General features: G+C 34.8%; 15 protein-coding genes. 2 read left to right on the top strand and 13 right to left on the bottom strand.

The window, feature by feature from the left end:
* Positions 1-9 precede the first annotated feature (9 nt).
* From N4270_RS06050 to N4270_RS06040, 3 genes are read right to left on the bottom strand one after another with little or no spacing between them, the layout of a single operon-like run.
* A complete protein-coding gene (locus N4270_RS06050) occupies positions 10-1,698 on the bottom strand; it encodes a hypothetical protein (RefSeq protein WP_260096036.1) in 1,689 nt (562 codons plus the stop codon).
* Positions 1,699-1,727: 29 nt separating this feature from the next.
* The gene (locus tag N4270_RS06045; protein WP_260096035.1) at positions 1,728-3,230 is read right to left on the bottom strand and encodes a GH3 auxin-responsive promoter family protein; all 1,503 of its coding nucleotides are present in this window, start codon (positions 3,228-3,230) and stop codon (positions 1,728-1,730) included.
* On the bottom strand, positions 3,230-4,096 hold the full coding sequence (locus tag N4270_RS06040) for a M23 family metallopeptidase (protein WP_260096034.1): 867 nt from the start codon (positions 4,094-4,096) through the stop codon (positions 3,230-3,232). Before N4270_RS06040 ends, N4270_RS06045 begins: the two co-directional genes overlap by 1 nt.
* 115 nt (positions 4,097-4,211) lie before the next feature.
* On the opposite strand from N4270_RS06040, the gene tatA reads away from it, so the two are divergent.
* Positions 4,212-4,403: a twin-arginine translocase TatA/TatE family subunit gene (gene tatA / locus N4270_RS06035; RefSeq protein WP_279309196.1), complete on the top strand. Its 192-nt coding sequence runs from the start codon at positions 4,212-4,214 to the stop codon at positions 4,401-4,403.
* 62 nt (positions 4,404-4,465) lie between these two features.
* Here tatA and N4270_RS06030 read toward each other — a convergent pair whose 3' ends face one another.
* The 3 genes from N4270_RS06030 to pgk all read right to left on the bottom strand — a co-directional run bounded on the left by N4270_RS06030 (position 4,466) and on the right by pgk (position 8,384).
* The gene (locus N4270_RS06030) at positions 4,466-5,437 is read right to left on the bottom strand and encodes a DUF4837 family protein (RefSeq protein WP_260096033.1); all 972 of its coding nucleotides are present in this window, start codon (positions 5,435-5,437) and stop codon (positions 4,466-4,468) included.
* 23 nt (positions 5,438-5,460) lie between these two features.
* Positions 5,461-7,059 carry a LysM peptidoglycan-binding domain-containing protein gene (locus N4270_RS06025; RefSeq protein ID WP_260096032.1) on the bottom strand — a complete coding sequence of 533 codons (1,599 nt, stop codon included), beginning with the start codon at positions 7,057-7,059 and terminating at the stop codon, positions 5,461-5,463.
* Positions 7,060-7,196: 137 nt separating this feature from the next.
* Positions 7,197-8,384 carry a phosphoglycerate kinase gene (gene pgk / locus N4270_RS06020; protein WP_260096031.1) on the bottom strand — a complete coding sequence of 396 codons (1,188 nt, stop codon included), beginning with the start codon at positions 8,382-8,384 and terminating at the stop codon, positions 7,197-7,199.
* A gap of 117 nt (positions 8,385-8,501) precedes the next feature.
* Here pgk and N4270_RS06015 point away from each other — a divergent pair, with 117 nt between their 5' ends.
* Positions 8,502-9,653 (top strand): DNA polymerase III subunit delta', encoded by a 1,152-nt coding sequence (locus N4270_RS06015; RefSeq protein ID WP_260096030.1) that lies wholly within the window; start codon positions 8,502-8,504, stop codon positions 9,651-9,653.
* A gap of 34 nt (positions 9,654-9,687) precedes the next feature.
* Here N4270_RS06015 and N4270_RS06010 read toward each other — a convergent pair whose 3' ends face one another.
* The 7 genes from N4270_RS06010 to mnmG all read right to left on the bottom strand — a co-directional run bounded on the left by N4270_RS06010 (position 9,688) and on the right by mnmG (position 18,101).
* Positions 9,688-10,533: a DUF4249 domain-containing protein gene (locus N4270_RS06010; RefSeq protein WP_260096029.1), complete on the bottom strand. Its 846-nt coding sequence runs from the start codon at positions 10,531-10,533 to the stop codon at positions 9,688-9,690.
* A gap of 4 nt (positions 10,534-10,537) precedes the next feature.
* A complete protein-coding gene (locus N4270_RS06005) occupies positions 10,538-12,913 on the bottom strand; it encodes a TonB-dependent receptor (RefSeq protein ID WP_260096028.1) in 2,376 nt (791 codons plus the stop codon).
* Between the two features lie 180 nt (positions 12,914-13,093).
* Complete coding sequence (locus N4270_RS06000) at positions 13,094-13,996, bottom strand: LytTR family DNA-binding domain-containing protein (RefSeq protein WP_260096027.1); 903 nt, start codon at positions 13,994-13,996, stop codon at positions 13,094-13,096.
* Between the two features lie 110 nt (positions 13,997-14,106).
* Positions 14,107-14,622, bottom strand: coding sequence for an OmpH family outer membrane protein (locus N4270_RS05995; protein WP_260096026.1), 516 nt, complete (start codon positions 14,620-14,622; stop codon positions 14,107-14,109).
* 217 nt (positions 14,623-14,839) lie between these two features.
* Complete coding sequence (locus tag N4270_RS05990; protein WP_260096025.1) at positions 14,840-15,691, bottom strand: class I SAM-dependent methyltransferase; 852 nt, start codon at positions 15,689-15,691, stop codon at positions 14,840-14,842.
* A 68-nt stretch (positions 15,692-15,759) separates the two neighbouring features.
* Positions 15,760-16,230 carry a hypothetical protein gene (locus N4270_RS05985; RefSeq protein WP_260096024.1) on the bottom strand — a complete coding sequence of 157 codons (471 nt, stop codon included), beginning with the start codon at positions 16,228-16,230 and terminating at the stop codon, positions 15,760-15,762.
* Entirely contained in the window at positions 16,230-18,101 is a 1,872-nt protein-coding gene (gene mnmG, locus N4270_RS05980) for a tRNA uridine-5-carboxymethylaminomethyl(34) synthesis enzyme MnmG (protein ID WP_260096023.1), read from the bottom strand. The genes N4270_RS05985 and mnmG overlap by 1 nt, the downstream gene beginning before the upstream one ends.
* Positions 18,102-18,118: the final 17 nt, after the last annotated feature.

Here is an 18,118-nt window from a genome sequence, read left to right as displayed (position 1 = left end):
GTTTTAATTTTAATTAAATATCTGCTGCAATATTTTTCGTGTTATCAAATATGTTGGCTTTACTCCCGAAGTTCCTAAACCACCAGAAGCTAATGTACTTCCTGTTTCTAATGGATTATCACTTGCGTAATAAGCATACCTTACTTTTACATCTGGATTAATGCTTCCTCGTACTTTAGATGCGGCTTGAATCGCTTTTTGATAATGAGCACCTTCCATCTCTAATCCAATGACATTCCATGTTGAATTAAAAAAGAACTTTAAAATTTCTTTGTTCTGAAGCGATGTTCCTAATACTGTAATCATAGCGCCTTCATAAACATTTACGCCTTGTCCCTCTAAATCTTCTTTACAAAGTTCATTTTCAAAAGGATAATTATCTGCTGTGCCTTCAAATATATGAGCAGAAGGAATCATAATATCACCTTTACCACCTTCTAAAATTCCGGCTTTTCCCATTATCGATACAGATTTCACATCTAAATGCACTTTTTCACCATCTACGACTATAGGTTTTAACAACTCATCTATCGTTTCATAAGCCTGTTCCCCAAAAGCGTAATCCATGACAAAAATGACTGGTTTTTCTACATCATTAAAGGTGGCTCCAACTTCAATATCTGTTTTGGAGAAATCTATTTTTTCAGTATCAAAAATTTGAACATCAATGTTAGTACCCGAAGTGTCTTTAATATAGATCATTCCACTTTGCAACGCTTCTTTAGTAATTTTATTGCGTAGTGCTTCATTTTCTTTTTGGCTTATAGATTCATAAACTTCAAAAATATCCTTTTTAGACACTAATGTTTTTAATGCTTTAGGAGCAAATATAGAGTTCATTACACTGTGCATATTAGCACTAATCACATGTATTGGGCGCTTAAGCAAGTTGTTTTTATGTAAAACGCCCTTGATATTATTGGCCCAGATTTCACCATGAATGTGATGTCCTAAGCGCTCTCTCAGCACTGGGCTAAACGTAACTGTTCGTTTCGTATTGTGAATCACTTCTTCAATAGCCAGTTTTCCTAGCCAATAAATAATATGAAGTAAGCGTTCGGGCTTCGATTTTGTAGTGAATTGGGCGTGTGCGTTGGTGAGTTCTTCAAATGTTCTTCCTAAGATGTTAGCCGTATGCGTGATGGCTATTTCACGTTCTTGCTGTGTCAGTTTCTTTTTAGAAAGCACTGCTTTTTCCAACTTAACCCAATCTCTAGTTGTGGTACCTTGTTCGTCAATTAATACACGCTTACTTATTTTATGAGATTCAACAAATAAAAAAGTAAGGTGAGTGAGTATGTCATAGATTTCTGAACGACCACGCGTTATTTCTATGTTCATTTGCTCATCATCTATGCGGTAACAATTACGTCGTCTTTTAGGAGGAATAATAGGTTTAAAATGAGAATTTCCATAACCTTCATCGCTGGTTAAGTTGATAAATGTACATTCTTCTATACCTTCAGGAAGACGGTCAATTACATATAACAAACCTTCAAGTTCTGCTTTTTCTTCAGCAATCGAGCCGTAGATTTCTGGACGTAATAATAGTAGGGATTCTCTAAGTGTCTCTCCCGAAACACCCATAGGTTTATAGAACCCACGATTAAACAGATGTCGCATCGTGACATACATTCTCTCAATGGCATTTGAGCTTTCTTGCGCTCTCGTTCTTTCGTGAATTTTCTTTTTGTTCATTCGCAATTAGTTTGCGAACAAATATAGTACTATTTAGTTAATTTTTGAGTGTATAAAGCATCAGCTATTTTTCGGTCGTTTGAGAGCCTCGGAATCTTATTTTGTCCCCCTAATTTTCCGATGGATTTCATATAATTCTGAAAGCCATTCTTTTGAATAGTCGTGATTTTTAAAGGCTGAAGCACCTTTCCAACTATAAGATCATAATAATAGCTATTTTGTTGTTGTAAAGCGGTGTCTATACGTTTGGCTAAGTCGGAAATATCTTCAGGTTCATTTTCAAATTCGATAAACCATTCGTGATAAGGTAGCCCAGACTTCGGGTTAATTTGTGGAGCTACAGTAAACTCTGAAATACGGGTTGAAGCCTCTAATGTGGCTTCCTGAAGTGCTTGTTCAACTTCTTTCCCAATGACATGCTCACCAAACGCCGAAATAAAATGCTTTATGCGGCCCGATACAATAACGCGATAAGGTTTTGTAGACGTAAATTGAATGGTATCACCAATATTATATGCCCATAATCCTGCGTTGGTCGAAATGATTATCACATAGTTAACACCAATCTCAACATCTGCAATGGAGAGTCGCTTAGGTGCGGCGTCAAAAAATGTGTTAGCTTCGATAAACTCATAGAACATTCCGGAATTTAATTGTAACAACATTCCTTTTTCCTGTTGCGAATCTTGAAATGCAAAAAACCCTTCACTGGCAGGATAGAGTTCTATACTATCAACTTTTCTTCCGATAAGGTTTTCAAACTTCGCGCGATAAGGTTCGTAATTAACGCCTCCAAAAATAAAAAGGTTAAAGTTTTTAAATATGTCACCAACCTTTTTTCCTGTACGTTGCTGTAGTTTTTCAAAATACATTTGTACCCATGATGGAATTCCAGAAATCACCGTCATATCTTCAGATAATGTTTCTTCAACAATAGCTTCTACTTTAGTTTCCCAGTCTTCTATACAGTTGGTTTCCCATGACGGCATACGGTTTTTTTGGAGGTATTTAGGGACATAATGTGCTACAATCCCAGAAAGTCGGCCTAATTGTATCCCATTTTGTTCTTTGAGTATTGGACTGCCTTGTAAAAAAATCATTTTACCATCAACAAACTTACTATTCCCTGTTTCGGCGATATACATCAAAATAGCATTACGTGCTGCTTCGACATGAGTTGGCATACTTTCCTTGGTTAATGGGATGTATTTTGCCCCAGATGTTGTTCCCGAAGTTTTGGCAAAATATAACGGTTTACCTTTCCAAAGAATATCTTCTTCTCCAGCAACAACCCTATCTACATAAGGCTTTAAATCTTCATAATCTCTGATAGGTACACGTTCGATAAAATCTTGATATGTTTTAATAGACTTAAAATCATGGTCTATTCCAAATTGGGTGTGAGCAGCATCTTTTATGAGTTTCTGAAAGACTTTATCCTGTGTTTTTACAGGAGCTTTTGACCATTTTAAAATAGATTTTCTAATGTTTTTAGCAAATAGTTTGGCGAGTGAAGATTTTATAGATAGCATCAATTAAAGTCTATGTAGTTAGTAGGATTTACGGGATAGCCTCTATTCCAAAGTTCAAAATGCAGATGTGGTCCAGTGGTCAATTCGCCTGTATTTCCAGCCATGGCAATGACTTCTCCAGACTTCACTAAATCGCCTTGCTGCTTGGTAATGGAGGCATTGTGCTTATAAACAGAGATCAGTTCGTAACTGTGTTCAATAATTACAACATAACCCGTTTCTACTGTCCATTCGGCAAAAATCACAGTGCCATCTGCTGTGGCTTTTACGGGAGTGTCTTTGGCAACTACAATATCAACAGCATAATGTTTCTCTTTAAGATTATAGCCTTCAGAAATTTTTCCATTAACAGGTGGAAACAGGACAAAATTTGTGGACGAAATTGCCGATTCAAACACATTGTATTTATCTTCTTTATCAACTAGTTCCCGCAATAGAGAATCTTCTTTCGTTGGCACTAAATCTAAATCATTGGGATCGATACTCGCCGCATCAATAATGGAGTCTCTGTTAAAATCTACCGAGCTAACATCGCCCGTTAGTACTTTTTTTATCGAAGCGTAATATTGTTCATTAAGATTTATAACCTGTTGAAGGGAATCTGTTTTATAATTCAAAACCGTGGCTTGCTTTTTTAAAGCCGTCGATGAATAGCCAGGTATATATTCTTTTAAAGATGTAAAAGCGATTAAAAAAATAGTGCCTGCGACTAGTAGTATTGTTCCTAATGACGCAATGACAAAAACATTAAGTCGCGTTAATTTAATAGCAAATCGTTCTTCAAAAGTATCCTCGTTTAAAACCACCAAACGATACTTATGAAGCAGTTTCTTTCTGAATTTTTTCTCTTTTTCTTGTTTTGCCATTATCGTACAAAATTAAATAAAATAAGTCCAAGTTTAAATTGCAAATCTTAAAGTTTCATAATAAACGTTTAATTTGAAGTTTAATTCTTAAATTTGCAGTTCAAAATTAAATATTATGATATCAAGTTCAATTTTTTTAGGAATGCCAGGATACGGTTCTATAATATTAATCGTTGTGGTTGTATTGCTTTTATTTGGAGGTAAGAAAATCCCTGAACTTATGCGAGGTCTTGGAAGCGGCATCAAAGAATTTAAAGATGCTAGTAAAGAAGAAGACGGTTCAGTAGTTAAAGATAAAAAAGAATAATTTTAAATTCTTATTGCATAAAAAAAAGAGACACTTTAAAGTGTCTCTTTTTTTGGTATTTATTATTGAATAGCAATCGATTTTATTATCGATTCTAACTCAAACATATAATCTCGTTTAGCGATAGAAGGCGCAAAAACATAACCTTCAATAATGACATAACGGTTATTTACTTTGTCTTCGATAGCATAATTAATAAATGGACCAGACATAAAGGCATTTTTTAGATCCCAAATTCCTCTGGTTTCATAGGTTGGTTTATTATCAACGATGACTTGACTAATAAATGGTGTAAACTTATCTTCGGTAGCCATAAACGTATTTTCTACAGCACCTTCGATGTGAATTTTACCAACCGAATCTCTTACTCTAATAACATCTACAACGGCACTATCGCCTTTTCTAATAGAAGATATTGGTACCTCATAAAGCAACATATCTACATTACCTCTATCGATATCTCTTCGAATCCAGAAAAAATCATCTTCATTTTTTGCAATTCTATAAGCGGTTGGAAACTTAAGTGAAACACCTAATTTATCTTTTAGCGGACTATCATTAAACAAGGATTTGCTGGTACGTCTTTGACGCTCTGTAAGCTCTGTTTTTTTGAATGCATTGATAATTTTTGGTGCATTCGCTTTTATTTCCTCAATAATTTCGTCATTAGTTTGTCCAGTAATCACAACCATGGTTTGAGGTCTTGCATAGGCATCTGTAGCAATTTTAGTACCCGCTTCTTTCCCTTTTTCAATTTTCAATACTGTTCTGTTGTATCTTGCAAAACCAGAAAAAACCTGTGTTGGCATTTGACTCATTGTAAACTGAGGTTCTTCTTTTGACAATCCTTCAACAGGTGCAGCGAGAATATCTCTAATCGCTTCTCCAACATTATTTTCCCACAACTGATTCTCGGCAACAACAACAAGGTTATTAATTTGACCTGACGATTCAGGTACATAGCGTTTCTGTTCTTTATCATCACAAGAACTAATGAGTAATACGGCAACTAAAACACTTAATATGTTCTTCATTTTTTTCTGAATTTTTAGCACACTTATTTAGATACAACAAGCGTCATTCCTATTTTTAGTTTGTTACTGCTAATATCGTTCCATTCTTTAATATTTTGAACAGAAACTCCAGGAAATTTTTGTGAAATGCTCCAAAGAGAATCTCCTTTTTGAACTCTATACGTTGATTTTCCTTCAGTATTGATAACTTTTTTAGGCGTATTTGAGCTTACTGTTTTACTCGAAGTTGAAGGTGTTCTTGGGTATATGGTGAGTCGCTGACCAATTTTAAGATTATTACTTCGCAAGCCATTCCATTGTTTTATTTGGCTTACCCTAACTCCATATTTTCTGGCAATTTTTCCTAAGTAATCCCCAGACCTAACGCGATATCGTACTTTACTGTCTGAATCAAAAAACTGCGGAAGCGGCTTCTCACGCTTGTTTAATTCTGCTTCAATATGAGCATAAATTTGTGCTTCATTGCTTACAAATTTACCAATAGCTTCTCGTGGTAATCGCAATGTGTAATTTTCACCTTTAATAAACGGAATAATATCGAGTTTGTAAGACGGATTCAAAAACTGAAGTTGTTCGATTGGAACGTCAACTAGTTCTGAAACCTGATCTAAACTTATCATTCGTTTTACATGAATAGTATCCGTTTCTACATAATGATAGTTAGGTCTTTCTACTTTAAATCCATGCTCTTCGGCATATTCAAAAATATACATAGTAGCTAAAAATGCTGGAAGATATCCTGCCGTTTCACGTGGAAGATGTGGTCTAATATTCCAATAATTTTCATAACCACCAGATCTTCTAATGGCTTTTGTAACGTTTCCTGGTCCCGAATTATAGGCGGCTAATGCTAAATCCCAGTCTCCAAAAATCTTATACAACCGCGCTAAATATTTACTAGCCGCTTCGGTTGATTTTATAGGATCACTCCGTTCATCTACATAACTGCTAACATTGAGCCCGTATTCTTTGCCTGTTCCAAACATGAACTGCCATAAACCTGTCGCTCCAACGCGTGAACGTGCTCTTGGTTTTAATGCCGACTCAACAATGGCGAGGTATTTGACTTCTAAAGGAATATCGTAGTTGTCTAAGGATTCTTCAAATAGCGGAAAGTAATAATGACTTAATGACATTAGCCGCGACATAGAGTTGCGACGGTGTTTTAAATAACCTTTTATCACACTTTCTAAAGATGAGTTGTATTCAATATTGAAAGGTGTTCTCGCATTAAGTCGTTCGAGTCTCGCTTTTAAAGTATCTGTAGATAATTCGGGATAATCAATGGGGTCGTACTTCAATTCGGCAACCGATTGATAAATCGTATCAAACAAATTATTGCTGTATAATTCTTCTAACCACTTTGCATCCAACTCTGAAGCAAGTTTGTGATCTTCTAGTTTTCTAACTTGAGAAGAATCAATAACAGGCTTTAAGTTTAAATCTTTTTTAAAGTAGGTTTTGCCATCAATGATGGTGTCAACGACGTAGGATTCGCCTTTAACAAAATCGGTTTCTGTAAGTCTTTTGGTTTCAGCTGGTTTAGGGATTGAATCCTGACCAAAGCTAAATAAAGCACATAACAAAAAGCCAAACGTTAGGGGTAATAGCTTAGGGTTCATTGGTTAAAATGTTTAACTATCAAAACGATAGGTCAGCTAAAATCGTATTTTTTTAGTTAAAAAGAAAGTTTAATTAGACAATTTAACAGGGTTTGTAAGGCATTTCTGAATTTAGATTGTCTAAAAATGTACTTTGTTTACTCTAAAATAGCAGCAATTCCTGGCAATGTTTTTCCTTCAAGACTTTCAAGCATTGCACCACCACCTGTACTAACATAACTCACTTTGTTTTCGAAGCCAAACTGTTTTACAGCGGCAACAGAATCACCACCACCAACAAGTGAAAAAGCGCCGTTTTTAGTAGCTTCAGCAATAGAATCGCCAAGAGCAATGGTCCCTTTTGCAAAGTTTTCCATTTCAAAAACACCTAAAGGTCCATTCCATAAAATGGTTTTTGATTGCATTACCACTTCGTGAAAACTCTCTATAGATTTTGGTCCAGCGTCCAGACCTTGCCAACCTTCAGGGATTTGTGTTACATCAATAATTTGAGTATCGGCATCATTACTAAAGGCATTGGCTGCTAACACATCAACAGGTAAATGAATTTGAACGTTTTTCGCTTTCGCTTGCTTTAAAATATCTAAGGCTAATTCCATTTTATCATCTTCGCAAATCGAATCTCCAACACTTCCGCCTTGTGCTTTAATAAATGTAAAAGTCATTCCGCCACCAATAATAAGATGATCAACTTTATCTAAAATATTTTCAATAATGGTAATTTTTGAAGATACTTTGGCGCCTCCTAAAACAGCCAAAACAGGCTTTTCTCCTGTTTCCATAACCTTATTGATACTTTCAATTTCTTGAGCTAGTAAATGTCCGAAGCATTTGTTTTCAGGAAAAAACTGAGCAATAATTGTCGTCGAAGCATGTGCTCTATGTGCGGTTCCAAAGGCATCATTCACGTAAATATCGCCTAGTTGTGATAAGGCTTCCGCAAAATCTTTATCTCCTTGTTTTTCTTCCTCATGGAAACGTAAATTCTCTAAAAGCAGGATTTCTCCCGGATTCAAATTTTGAGCAGCCTCTTCAGCAACAGGTCCAATACAGTTATCTACAAACTTTACTGTAACGCCTAGAATGTCTTCAACTTTTGACACAATATGCTGTAATGAAAATTCGGCTTGAACGCCTTTGGGACGCCCTAAATGTGACATCAATATACAGCTTCCACCTTCTTCTAAAATCTTTATGATTGTTGGTTTTGCAGAAATGATTCGTGTGGCATCTGTTACTTCGAAAGCATCATTTAAAGGCACATTAAAGTCGACGCGAATTAATGCTTTTTTATTTTCAAAGTTGAAGTCATTTAAGGTTTTCATTTCGGTGGGTTTAAAAAATTGAATCACAAATGTAACCAATAAAAGCAACCCATAAAAGCTGTTTTTTTACGAAAACGATTGCATGAATTAGAATTATAAAAAAAGTATATTTGCTACATGCTATTTTCTGAAATTTTAGGACAAGAACACATTAAAAATCACCTGACAAAAAGTGCCGATTTTGGACGTGTGCCACATGCGCAACTATTTGTTGGACCAGAAGGTTCTGGAACCTTACCTATGGCTATTGCTTATGCTCAATATTTATTGTGTAAAAATACGGATGGTGAAAACACAGGTGCCAATGACGCTTGTAATTTAAAATTCAAAAACCTGTCGCATCCCGATTTACATTTTGCGTTTCCGGTGGCGACAAACGATAAAATTAAAAAGCATCCTGTGTCTGCTCATTTTATGGAAGAATGGCGACAGCTCAATGAGCGTCAGCCTTACGGGAATTTATTTGATTGGTATCGTATATTAGGAATTGATAATAAGCAAGGCCAAATTGGTGTTGATGAAGCACAAGATATTGTTAAAGCATTATCATTAAAATCGTATGAAGGCGGCTATAAAGTTTTAATCATCTGGATGGCCGAAAAGATGAATACAACAGCATCTAACAAATTATTAAAGCTCATTGAAGAACCACCCAATAAAACGATTTTCATTCTTATTGCTGAAGATGAAGAACAAATTATTGGTACTATTAGATCGCGTTGTCAGGTGTTACATTTTCCTCCTTTAGCCGAAGAGGTTATTAAAAACGCACTCATTAAAAATTATCAAATTCCAGATACTGACGCTACTAAAATTGCCCATCAAGCCAATGGCAATTATAACAAAGCTTGTGATTTGGTCTATAGCGATAGTGAAGATACGCAGTTTGAAGAGTGGTTTGTGTTTTGGATTCGGTCTGCTTTTAAGGCTAAAGGGAACAAAAGTGCGATTCATGATTTAATATCCTGGAGCGAAACCATTGCCAAAACTGGTCGTGAAACACAGAAACAATTTTTAAATTTTTGTCTTGATTTTTTTAGGCAAGCCTTATTGTTAAACTATAACGCTGAAGATTTGGTTTTTATAGCGCCTAAAACGGGATTTAAGCTCGAAAAATTTGCCCCTTTTGTTCATGGTAATAATATTATGGACATTTCAAACGAGCTTCAAGATGCGATTTACCATATTGAGCGCAATGGAAATTCTAAAATTATCCTGACCGATTTATCGATTAAACTCACGCGTTTATTACATAAAAAAGCCAGCTAAAATAACTGGCCTTAATTCTTGATGTATCTTTTTTTTATTGAAATGTATATGAGGTTTTAACCACTTCGGTGGCTCTAAAATAACCATAAGCATAATTATCGTCATTGGTCTCGTTGATACAATTTCCTCTAATTTCTGCGGAAGTAGACGAAAACGGATCGCCACCACTATAGTACTGCTCGATGAGTAGTCTTATGTAATTATAGTAGCTTTCAGAAATTCCGTATAAATTAATTTCAACCGTATCTCCTGGTTGAAATGGTGCTTGGCCACTGTCTTCATCATCGTCTTTTTCAAAGAAATCATGAATCTCATTACCATTTAAAAACTCATCAGAAATATCTTCAAAATACGGAAACAAATCCCCATCTTCATAATACCGAACCAAGTAATAATTTGCTTCGTCTTCAGGATCGTCAAAATAAATATTTAGTTCTAAAAGTTCATCATCAAAACCACCTTCAATAGATTGTGTGATGTTATTGATATCTGAAACAGAGGTCATGGTTTGTGTTGCCGTATAAGTTTCGTCGTTATAAATAACTTCCAATTGGTAGGTATTACCAATAACTGGAACAAATGTAGTGGTTAGGTAAGTTCCATCATTTTGATCAACAAATACAAATTCTTCATTTGTATTTGTATTTACAACTTTAACTGATGCGCCTACAACAACTGGAATCGCTTCGGTTTCAAAATAAGGTGTTGAGGTGCTTAATTTAACCTGTTGATTACTTCCTGAAGTTCCTTTTTCCCAATCTAAAGACGCTTCAATGACAAGTCGGGTTTGCCCTGTTGGAACGTCGACATCAATCACATCTTCACAAGACATAAAGACTACTGCAAGCATTGATAGGATATATTTTATATATGTTTTCATGGTATTAAAATTTAAAATTATAGGTTACAGAAGGAATCAAACCAAAAATTGAAATCCTAGAGGCTTCATTTAAACCCGTTTGATTATTTTGATTAAAAGTTATAGAGGCTGCATTTTTTCTATTGTACAGATTGTAAATACCAAAAACCCATTCGCCTTTCCAGCGGTTGTCTGGCTTTCTGTTTGGTGTGTATGTTGCCGAAATATCTATGCGATGATAGGCTGGTAAACGATCTTCATTTCTGTTGGAAAAAGTCGCTACCGAAAGTCCTTCATAATTATACTGTCCATTTGGATAGGTTACAGGTCGACCGGTTTGAAAGACAAAATTTGAACTAAAGCTCCATTTATCGTTAAGTTTATAAATTCCGGTAAGTGAAATATCATGCGTTCTATCGTAGGGCGTATTGTACCAATGACCTCCATTAATTCCGGGACCTCCCGCTTGACCACCATAGGTACGTTGCTCTGATTTTGATAAGGTATATGCCAGCCATCCTGTAAAATCGCCTTTATTCTTCCGAAGTAAAACTTCTAAACCATAGGCTCTGGCTTCACCGTTTAAAATTTCGGTTTCAATGGTATTGTTTCCAATTAAATCAGAACCATCTATATAATCAATTCTGTTATCTACCGTTTTATAATAGGTTTCGACTTCCAGACTATAAGCATTGTCATTAAAGTTTTTATAATACCCAAAGGCATATTGAGTCGAGCGTTGCGGCTTGATATATTGCCCGCTGGGCGTCCAAACGTCTAAAGGTGTAACCGACGATGTATTGGATAATAAATGTATGTATTGGGAAGACTTTGTGTAACTGGCTTTTATTGAAGACACATCATTTAATTGGTAAGACAAGCCTAAACGCGGTTCGAAATTATCATAATTTTTAATGCGTTCACTTTTACCAAAATAGGTTTCTGAAGCGACTTCACCACGCTCATAAATGCCTAGCTGATCGTTATAAACTACAGGTTGATTATTTATATAGTTTGTCATGCTTTGACCACCTAGTCTAGAAAACGCACTGTATCTTAGTCCGTATTGAGCCGTAAGTTTATCGGTAATTTGATGTTCGGCACTTACATATAATCCGCCTTCAAAAGCACGTTTTTGATCTAGTTTTAGATAGTTAACCGGAGACGTTTCAGATGTTGGCCTCACCTCTCCTGGATTGAGTTTATAAGAAATCCCACTGGCTCCAAATTCAAGTTTTACTTTATCACTAAGATAGTATTTCAAGTCGTACTTTAAGTTATAGTTTTTGATATCAGCAATCCAATCGAGTTCGATAAAATCGAGAACAATCTGATAGTCATACTTACTGTAAATCAATGACAAGTTTGAAAATAATTTATCGTTAAAAATATGATTCCATCTAAGGTTTGCTGTTGCATTTCCGTAGGTGTTTTCAATGATTTTAGAAAGGTTAAAAACATCTCTTCCGAAGTAACCAGACAAATAAACCCGATTATTTTTATTGATATCGTAATTGGTTTTTAGGTTTAAGTCGTAAAACGAAATTTTATCGTCTTTTAAGTCTTCAATGCCCTTCATAAATAGATGCGCGTAGGAGGTTCTTCCTGCGATTAAAAAAGAGCCTTTCTCTTTAAATAAAGGGCCTTCGGCAGCTAATCGGCTTGAGATTAAACCAATGCCTCCTGTTAGATTGAAGTTTTTACTATTACCATCTTTTTGTCTGACATCCAAAACAGAAGACACACGACCTCCGAATTTTGCAGGAATATCGCCTTTATAAAGTTTGATGTCTTTTATTGCATCTGCATTAAACACAGAAAAGAAACCAAAAAAGTGAGACGTATTATAAATAATAGCTTCATCGAGAAGCACCAGGTTTTGATCAACAGCACCTCCTCTAACATTAAATCCCGCAGAGCCTTCTCCGTTATTAGTAACGCCAGGCAACATTTGTATTGATTTAACCACATCGATTTCACCTAACACCGCAGGCATTTGTTTGATGGTACTGGCGTTGAGTTTTGAGACACTCATTTGGGGCTTTTTAAGATTAACCTGCTCAGACTCCTCTGCTACGATGATGACTTCGTTTAGGCTTGTTGCAAATTCTTTAAGTTCAAAATTGAGGGTTTGATCGGCGTCGAGATTAATGTCTTTGGTTAATGTTTCATAACCCATATAGGAAATGATTAAGGTGTATGTTCCTTTTGGAGCCGTTAAGGAGAAAAAACCATATTCGTTTGTGATGGCTCCATTACTGGTTCCTTTTAAAAAAACACTGGCACCCAGTAAGGTTTCTCCGTTTGTAATATCTTTTATAGTTCCTCTAATACTGTACTTTTCTTGGGCTAGTACAACAGCGCTGAATAATAGGCAAAAGCCTACAAAAAGGTGTTTCATTTTGATTGTTCGCTTTTATGATTGATTATTAAATGATGACGAATTCGATTTATATTCGTTACAAAAATGTCAACGCAAATTAATTTTAAATATTTAATAAAGAACAATGAAATAGCGGGTTTTGGAGTGAATTGTATGGTTTTTGGAGTGAATTGTTTGCTTTTTCGAGTGAATAGCATCTTAAAGTTTGTAGTGCTGAGTTATTTCGTTCTTAATCTCTTTTATATACGATTTAGAAACAGGTATATTAATAGCAGGATTGGTAGCAATTATCAGGAACTCTTTACCATTAATTCGCGACAAATGTTTCACGTTTAACAAATTTACAGCAAAAGACCTATGGCTTTGTTTTATAGACATATATTTATTTTGGTTTAGAAAATTCTTTAAGCGGTTTCTTAAAATATGTTTTTTTAGAGTTCCCGATTTTATATAATGAACAACAATATATTGATTACTTGATTCGGCATAAAGAAAATCTTTTAATGCAATAGATAGGTCTAAATTATTATTTTCATCTTTAAGCTTTAACTCTGTATTAGTTCTTGAGGTATCAAATGCTTTATGGTATTTTTTTATCTGTTCTCCAAGTTCGTTAACTTCAAATGTTAACTCTTGAATGAGGACATAAATAATGGTTCCGAAGAGAGGAAATAATAAAATGACAAAGGCTCTAAAATAGTTTTTTAGTTGAAAAGCGAAGTTGAGTTCGTTTTCAAAATCATTACCTAGATCGGGAATTACAAATGAGAATCCAAAATTTATAAGCGAAAGAATAAGTGTTTCAACAAACACCCATGCGCAGTATTTTTTTATTGATACGTTTTCAAACTTTAATAATGGTCTCAAAACAAATTGAGATAGCGTCAAACCCAGTAAAGTACTTATTCCTATTGAAAAAAAGAATAAAAATTTACTAGACGCCTCATTTACAGGGTTTTCCATTTCTTCTGAAATGCCATAAGGCTGAAATATAATTAAAAACACATGGACAAAAAGTGTCGCGCTAATGATATAAACCCACTTACGTTTAGCGGTATTGAAATATAAAAACGGTTGTTCTAATAGCTGATTTAACCTCATGGATTGGTGATGCGTTTTATACTGATGCTATAACTTTCATTTAACAGCCTTATTATAAAAAAGCCAGCTAATTTCTTAACTGGCTTTTATAATTGATATTATCTTTTTGATTATTCTTTTTTATAATCTTCGTTTAGTGCATCGATCACTGCTTTGGTGATATCTTTTGCATCATCCCCATATAAAACACTACCAGCGTCATTAGCTCCTAAAATATAGGTATATCCATTTTTCTTTCCGTAGTCTTTTACAAAAGCTCTCATTTGCTTAATAAGTGTATCTATTTGCTTTTGACCTTCCAGTTGCAAACTTTGTTCTTCCGTTTTTAACTGATAATCTTGAAGTTGTTTTTTCTGAAGCAAGGCCTGGTATTCTGCGTCTGCATCTTTTTGAGACATTTTTGATGCTTTGATTTGGAATGCTTGGGCTTCAATTTGAATCGCTTGTTGTAAGCTATCTGCTTTTTTATTGAACACATCAATTTTTGCTTGAAACTTTTTTTCAAAATCTTTTTTCTTATCAAAATCGCTAACAACTTTCGTATTGTCAATAAAAGCAATTTTTTGCTGTTCTTGGCAAGAGGCTAAAACCAAAACCAGAACTAAGGCACTACATATTTTTTTCATTTCTAAGTTTTATTATTTTTTGCAAATGTATAAAAGTGAATCAGTTTTTGCTTAAAAAAAATTGCCATATACACAATTTATCACTTTAACTATATTGATTTATTTTACCTATAGAAAACCACGGCTTTAAATAGGCTCAACAGCTAAGTTCAAAGATTATCTTATAAAACGGCTGCTAAACCAATAAAAAGCCCCTTAAATCGCCTTAAATTGAGTTTTAGCTCTTTTTTATCACATAAATCATGGAGGAGTATTCTCCTGAGCGTTTTGCTTTAAGATTAGATTTAAATCCGATCCAAAAAGCGACTATTGGATTCATAAAGCCCTTTTTATATTTTTCAGAAAGTAAGGCGACATAATAAGCATCAAAAATCATAGGATGGGTATTTTCAATTTCCATCTGATGTTGTTTCATAAGCTTAGATATAGATCCTTGTGAAAAATGCCACAAATGTCTCGGCACATCATAAGCAGCCCAAAAGTTTTGGTAATATTTGGCGTCATAACTTTTAAAATTGGGTACCGCTATCACTAAACGTCCTTTTGGTTTTAAAAGCCTTTGTATTTGAGTTAAATATTCCTCTAAATCTGGTAAATGTTCCAGCACGTGCCAAAGTGTAATCACATCAAAAGTTTGCGTTTCAAATTGTGATAAATGATTCGTGTCAAATACATCTTGTTCTACTTTTTGATTGGCTATATTTCGAGCACTTTCGTTGGGTTCGATTCCATAAACCTTCCATTGATCCTCTCTAGCTGTTTTTAAAAAATCACCGGTTCCACATCCAATATCTAACAGTGTTTTGGTTTCGGTATTAAAAGCATTAATGAGTTTTAATTTTCGTTTTAATGCAATAGATTTGATGAAGTGGTATACTTTTTCAAAAAGATTTCGCTTGGCATCTGTATGAGAAATATAATCGTCACTTTCGTAATAATCTCCTAATTTATCTATTTCTGGTTGCGGATAGGTTTCTAGCATATCCAATTCTGAATTAAACTTCAGTTGAAACGTCTCTCCAGAAACCGAATGATCTTTAACATGTAAGTATGTTGATTTATCTATCATAACATTAATTCATAACGATATTAAGAGCAGTTAAAATTAGAGCCTTTTATCTCATGTTCCACGTGGAACTATTCTAAGGTATTATACAATTCTACTCCTAAAAGTTGGGCTAAATCTTGTCCGTAATTTAAAACATCTGCTTTATTAGTTGATGTAAATATAATCTTGTTCTTGTGTTCTTGGAACAACTTTATCGTGTATAATTTGTAGCTACTATCACTTAGAATATTAGGTCGAAAACCAACATTATTAGATTGTCTGAATGATTGATGAAACAGTGAAATATAATCAGGAAAAAACAAAGTCTTTTTGACTTTAAATAATGGAATATTAAAGCTTCTAATCAGGTAATAGTTTGAAAAACTTTTAGGTATAACCAAGGCATAGTTGATACTAAAAACCAGTAAGCCAAATAAAATAACTAAGCATCCAACGAGAACACTCTCATTCAAAAAAATAATACCAAGAACGATTAAGGGTGAACTAATAGAAATTTTTTGCCTTAATGGAATCTCTTGTTTTAAACCAATACGCTCCATTACCTTCCTAAATACACCAATAAAACAGAAACATCAGCAGGAGAGACACCAGAAATTCTAGACGCTTGTGAAATAGTCACTGGCTGAATTTTTGTCAACTTTTGAATAGCTTCAGTGCTCATCGATTTTAATTTTGTATAATCAAAATTAGCTGGGATTTTCACGTCCTCTAGCCTATTCAATTTATCGGCATTATTTTTTTCTTTTTCAATATATCCAGAATATTTGATTTGAATTTCGGTTTGTTCTATAACCTCAGTATCTAGATTATGCTCTTGAATATAGTTCTCAACTGCTTCAATTTTACGCATATCTTCAGTAGCAATATTAGGTCTAGAAAACAGCTTAAACATCTTATCAGATTGTTTAACTAAAGATGAATTTTTAGATTCTAAAATAGGATTTACTTCTTCAGGTTTTACACTAGTATCTCTAAAAAACTGTACAAAATTATCAGATTCCTTTTGCTTTTCTTCCATACGTCTTAATCGCGTTTCGCTTGCTAAACCTAAATCGTATCCCTTAGGCGTTAATCTAAAATCTGCATTATCTTGACGCAATAAGGTTCTATATTCTGCTCTGGAAGTAAACATTCGATAAGGTTCTTCAGTGCCTTTTGTAATTAAATCATCGACTAAAACACCTATATAAGCTTCATTGCGTTTGAGGATAAATTCATCTTTTTCTTGAACTTTTAAAGCTGCATTAATTCCTGCCATCAAGCCTTGGGAGGCTGCTTCTTCATAACCTGTTGTTCCATTAATTTGACCAGCAAAAAACAAACCATCTACCAGCTTCGTTTCTAAAGTATGTTTTAATTGCGTTGGCGGAAAATAATCGTATTCAATCGCATAACCTGGTCTGAAGAATTTCACATTTTCGAAACCTGCAACAGATTTTAAAGCTTTAAACTGAACATCTTCCGGAAGTGATGTTGAAAACCCGTTGACATAAACCTCAACGGTATTCCATCCCTCGGGTTCAACAAATAATTGATGGCGATCTTTATCGGCAAAACGATTGATCTTATCTTCTATAGACGGACAATATCTTGGTCCAGTACTTTGAATTCTCCCATTAAACATTGGCGAACGATCAAAACCTTCACGAAGTAAATCATGAACTTCAGGGCTCGTATAAGTCATATGACAAGAGCGTTGTTCTTTGAGTGGTTTGATATGTTCTAAATATGAAAATTTATCGGGTTGTTCGTCACCAGGCTGTTCAATCATTTTAGAATAATCTAATGAGCGACCGTCAACTCGTGGCGGCGTTCCAGTTTTCATTCTTCCAGATTCAAAACCTAAGTCAATAAGCTGTTCGGTAATTCCGGTTGCTGCTCGTTCTCCTGCGCGTCCACCTCCAAAATTTTTATCGCCAATATGAATTAAGCCATTGAGAAATGTTCCGTTTGTTAAAACAACTGTTTTAGCTTTTATCTCCAAACCGAGCGATGTTTTCACACCAACGACCTTATGGTTTTCAACTAACAATCCAGACACCATTTCCTGATAGAAGTCTAAGTTTTTAGTTTGCTCTAAAAGCAATCGCCAGTCTTCAGCAAAACGCATACGGTCACTTTGAACTCTCGGACTCCACATAGCGGGTCCTTTAGATTTGTTCAACATTTTAAATTGAATTGCCGAAGTATCACTTACAATACCACTGTATCCTCCTAGAGCATCAATTTCCCTTACAATTTGTCCTTTAGCAATGCCTCCCATCGCAGGATTACAAGACATTTGTGCAATGTTTTGCAAATTCATTGTCACCAATAAGGTTTTGCTTCCCATATTAGCAGCAGCGGCAGCAGCTTCACTTCCAGCGTGACCTGCGCCTACAACAATGACATCATATAAATCGTTGAACATAATATATTGTATTGTTC

It is taken from the genome of Psychroserpens sp. SPM9 (genome assembly GCF_025153525.1).
In the GTDB taxonomy this organism is placed as follows: Bacteria; Bacteroidota; Bacteroidia; order Flavobacteriales; family Flavobacteriaceae; genus Psychroserpens.
This window is presented reverse-complemented; position numbering and strand designations above follow the sequence as displayed.

What these genes read in the sequence shown, in the direction of transcription:
- N4270_RS06025 (WP_260096032.1), bottom strand. Translation starts at nt 7,059, where the DNA reads ATGAACCCTAAGCTATTACCCCTAACGTTTGGCTTTTTGTTATGTGCT.
- N4270_RS06040 (WP_260096034.1), bottom strand. Translation starts at nt 4,096, where the DNA reads ATGGCAAAACAAGAAAAAGAGAAAAAATTCAGAAAGAAACTGCTTCAT.
- N4270_RS06015 (WP_260096030.1), top strand. Translation starts at nt 8,502, where the DNA reads ATGCTATTTTCTGAAATTTTAGGACAAGAACACATTAAAAATCACCTG.
- N4270_RS05985 (WP_260096024.1), bottom strand. Translation starts at nt 16,230, where the DNA reads ATGGAGCGTATTGGTTTAAAACAAGAGATTCCATTAAGGCAAAAAATT.
- tatA (WP_279309196.1), top strand. Translation starts at nt 4,212, where the DNA reads ATGATATCAAGTTCAATTTTTTTAGGAATGCCAGGATACGGTTCTATA.
- N4270_RS05995 (WP_260096026.1), bottom strand. Translation starts at nt 14,622, where the DNA reads ATGAAAAAAATATGTAGTGCCTTAGTTCTGGTTTTGGTTTTAGCCTCT.
- pgk (WP_260096031.1), bottom strand. Translation starts at nt 8,384, where the DNA reads ATGAAAACCTTAAATGACTTCAACTTTGAAAATAAAAAAGCATTAATT.
- N4270_RS06005 (WP_260096028.1), bottom strand. Translation starts at nt 12,913, where the DNA reads ATGAAACACCTTTTTGTAGGCTTTTGCCTATTATTCAGCGCTGTTGTA.
- N4270_RS06045 (WP_260096035.1), bottom strand. Translation starts at nt 3,230, where the DNA reads ATGCTATCTATAAAATCTTCACTCGCCAAACTATTTGCTAAAAACATT.
- N4270_RS06000 (WP_260096027.1), bottom strand. Translation starts at nt 13,996, where the DNA reads ATGAGGTTAAATCAGCTATTAGAACAACCGTTTTTATATTTCAATACC.
- N4270_RS06030 (WP_260096033.1), bottom strand. Translation starts at nt 5,437, where the DNA reads ATGAAGAACATATTAAGTGTTTTAGTTGCCGTATTACTCATTAGTTCT.
- N4270_RS06050 (WP_260096036.1), bottom strand. Translation starts at nt 1,698, where the DNA reads ATGAACAAAAAGAAAATTCACGAAAGAACGAGAGCGCAAGAAAGCTCA.
- mnmG (WP_260096023.1), bottom strand. Translation starts at nt 18,101, where the DNA reads ATGTTCAACGATTTATATGATGTCATTGTTGTAGGCGCAGGTCACGCT.
- N4270_RS05990 (WP_260096025.1), bottom strand. Translation starts at nt 15,691, where the DNA reads ATGATAGATAAATCAACATACTTACATGTTAAAGATCATTCGGTTTCT.
- N4270_RS06010 (WP_260096029.1), bottom strand. Translation starts at nt 10,533, where the DNA reads ATGAAAACATATATAAAATATATCCTATCAATGCTTGCAGTAGTCTTT.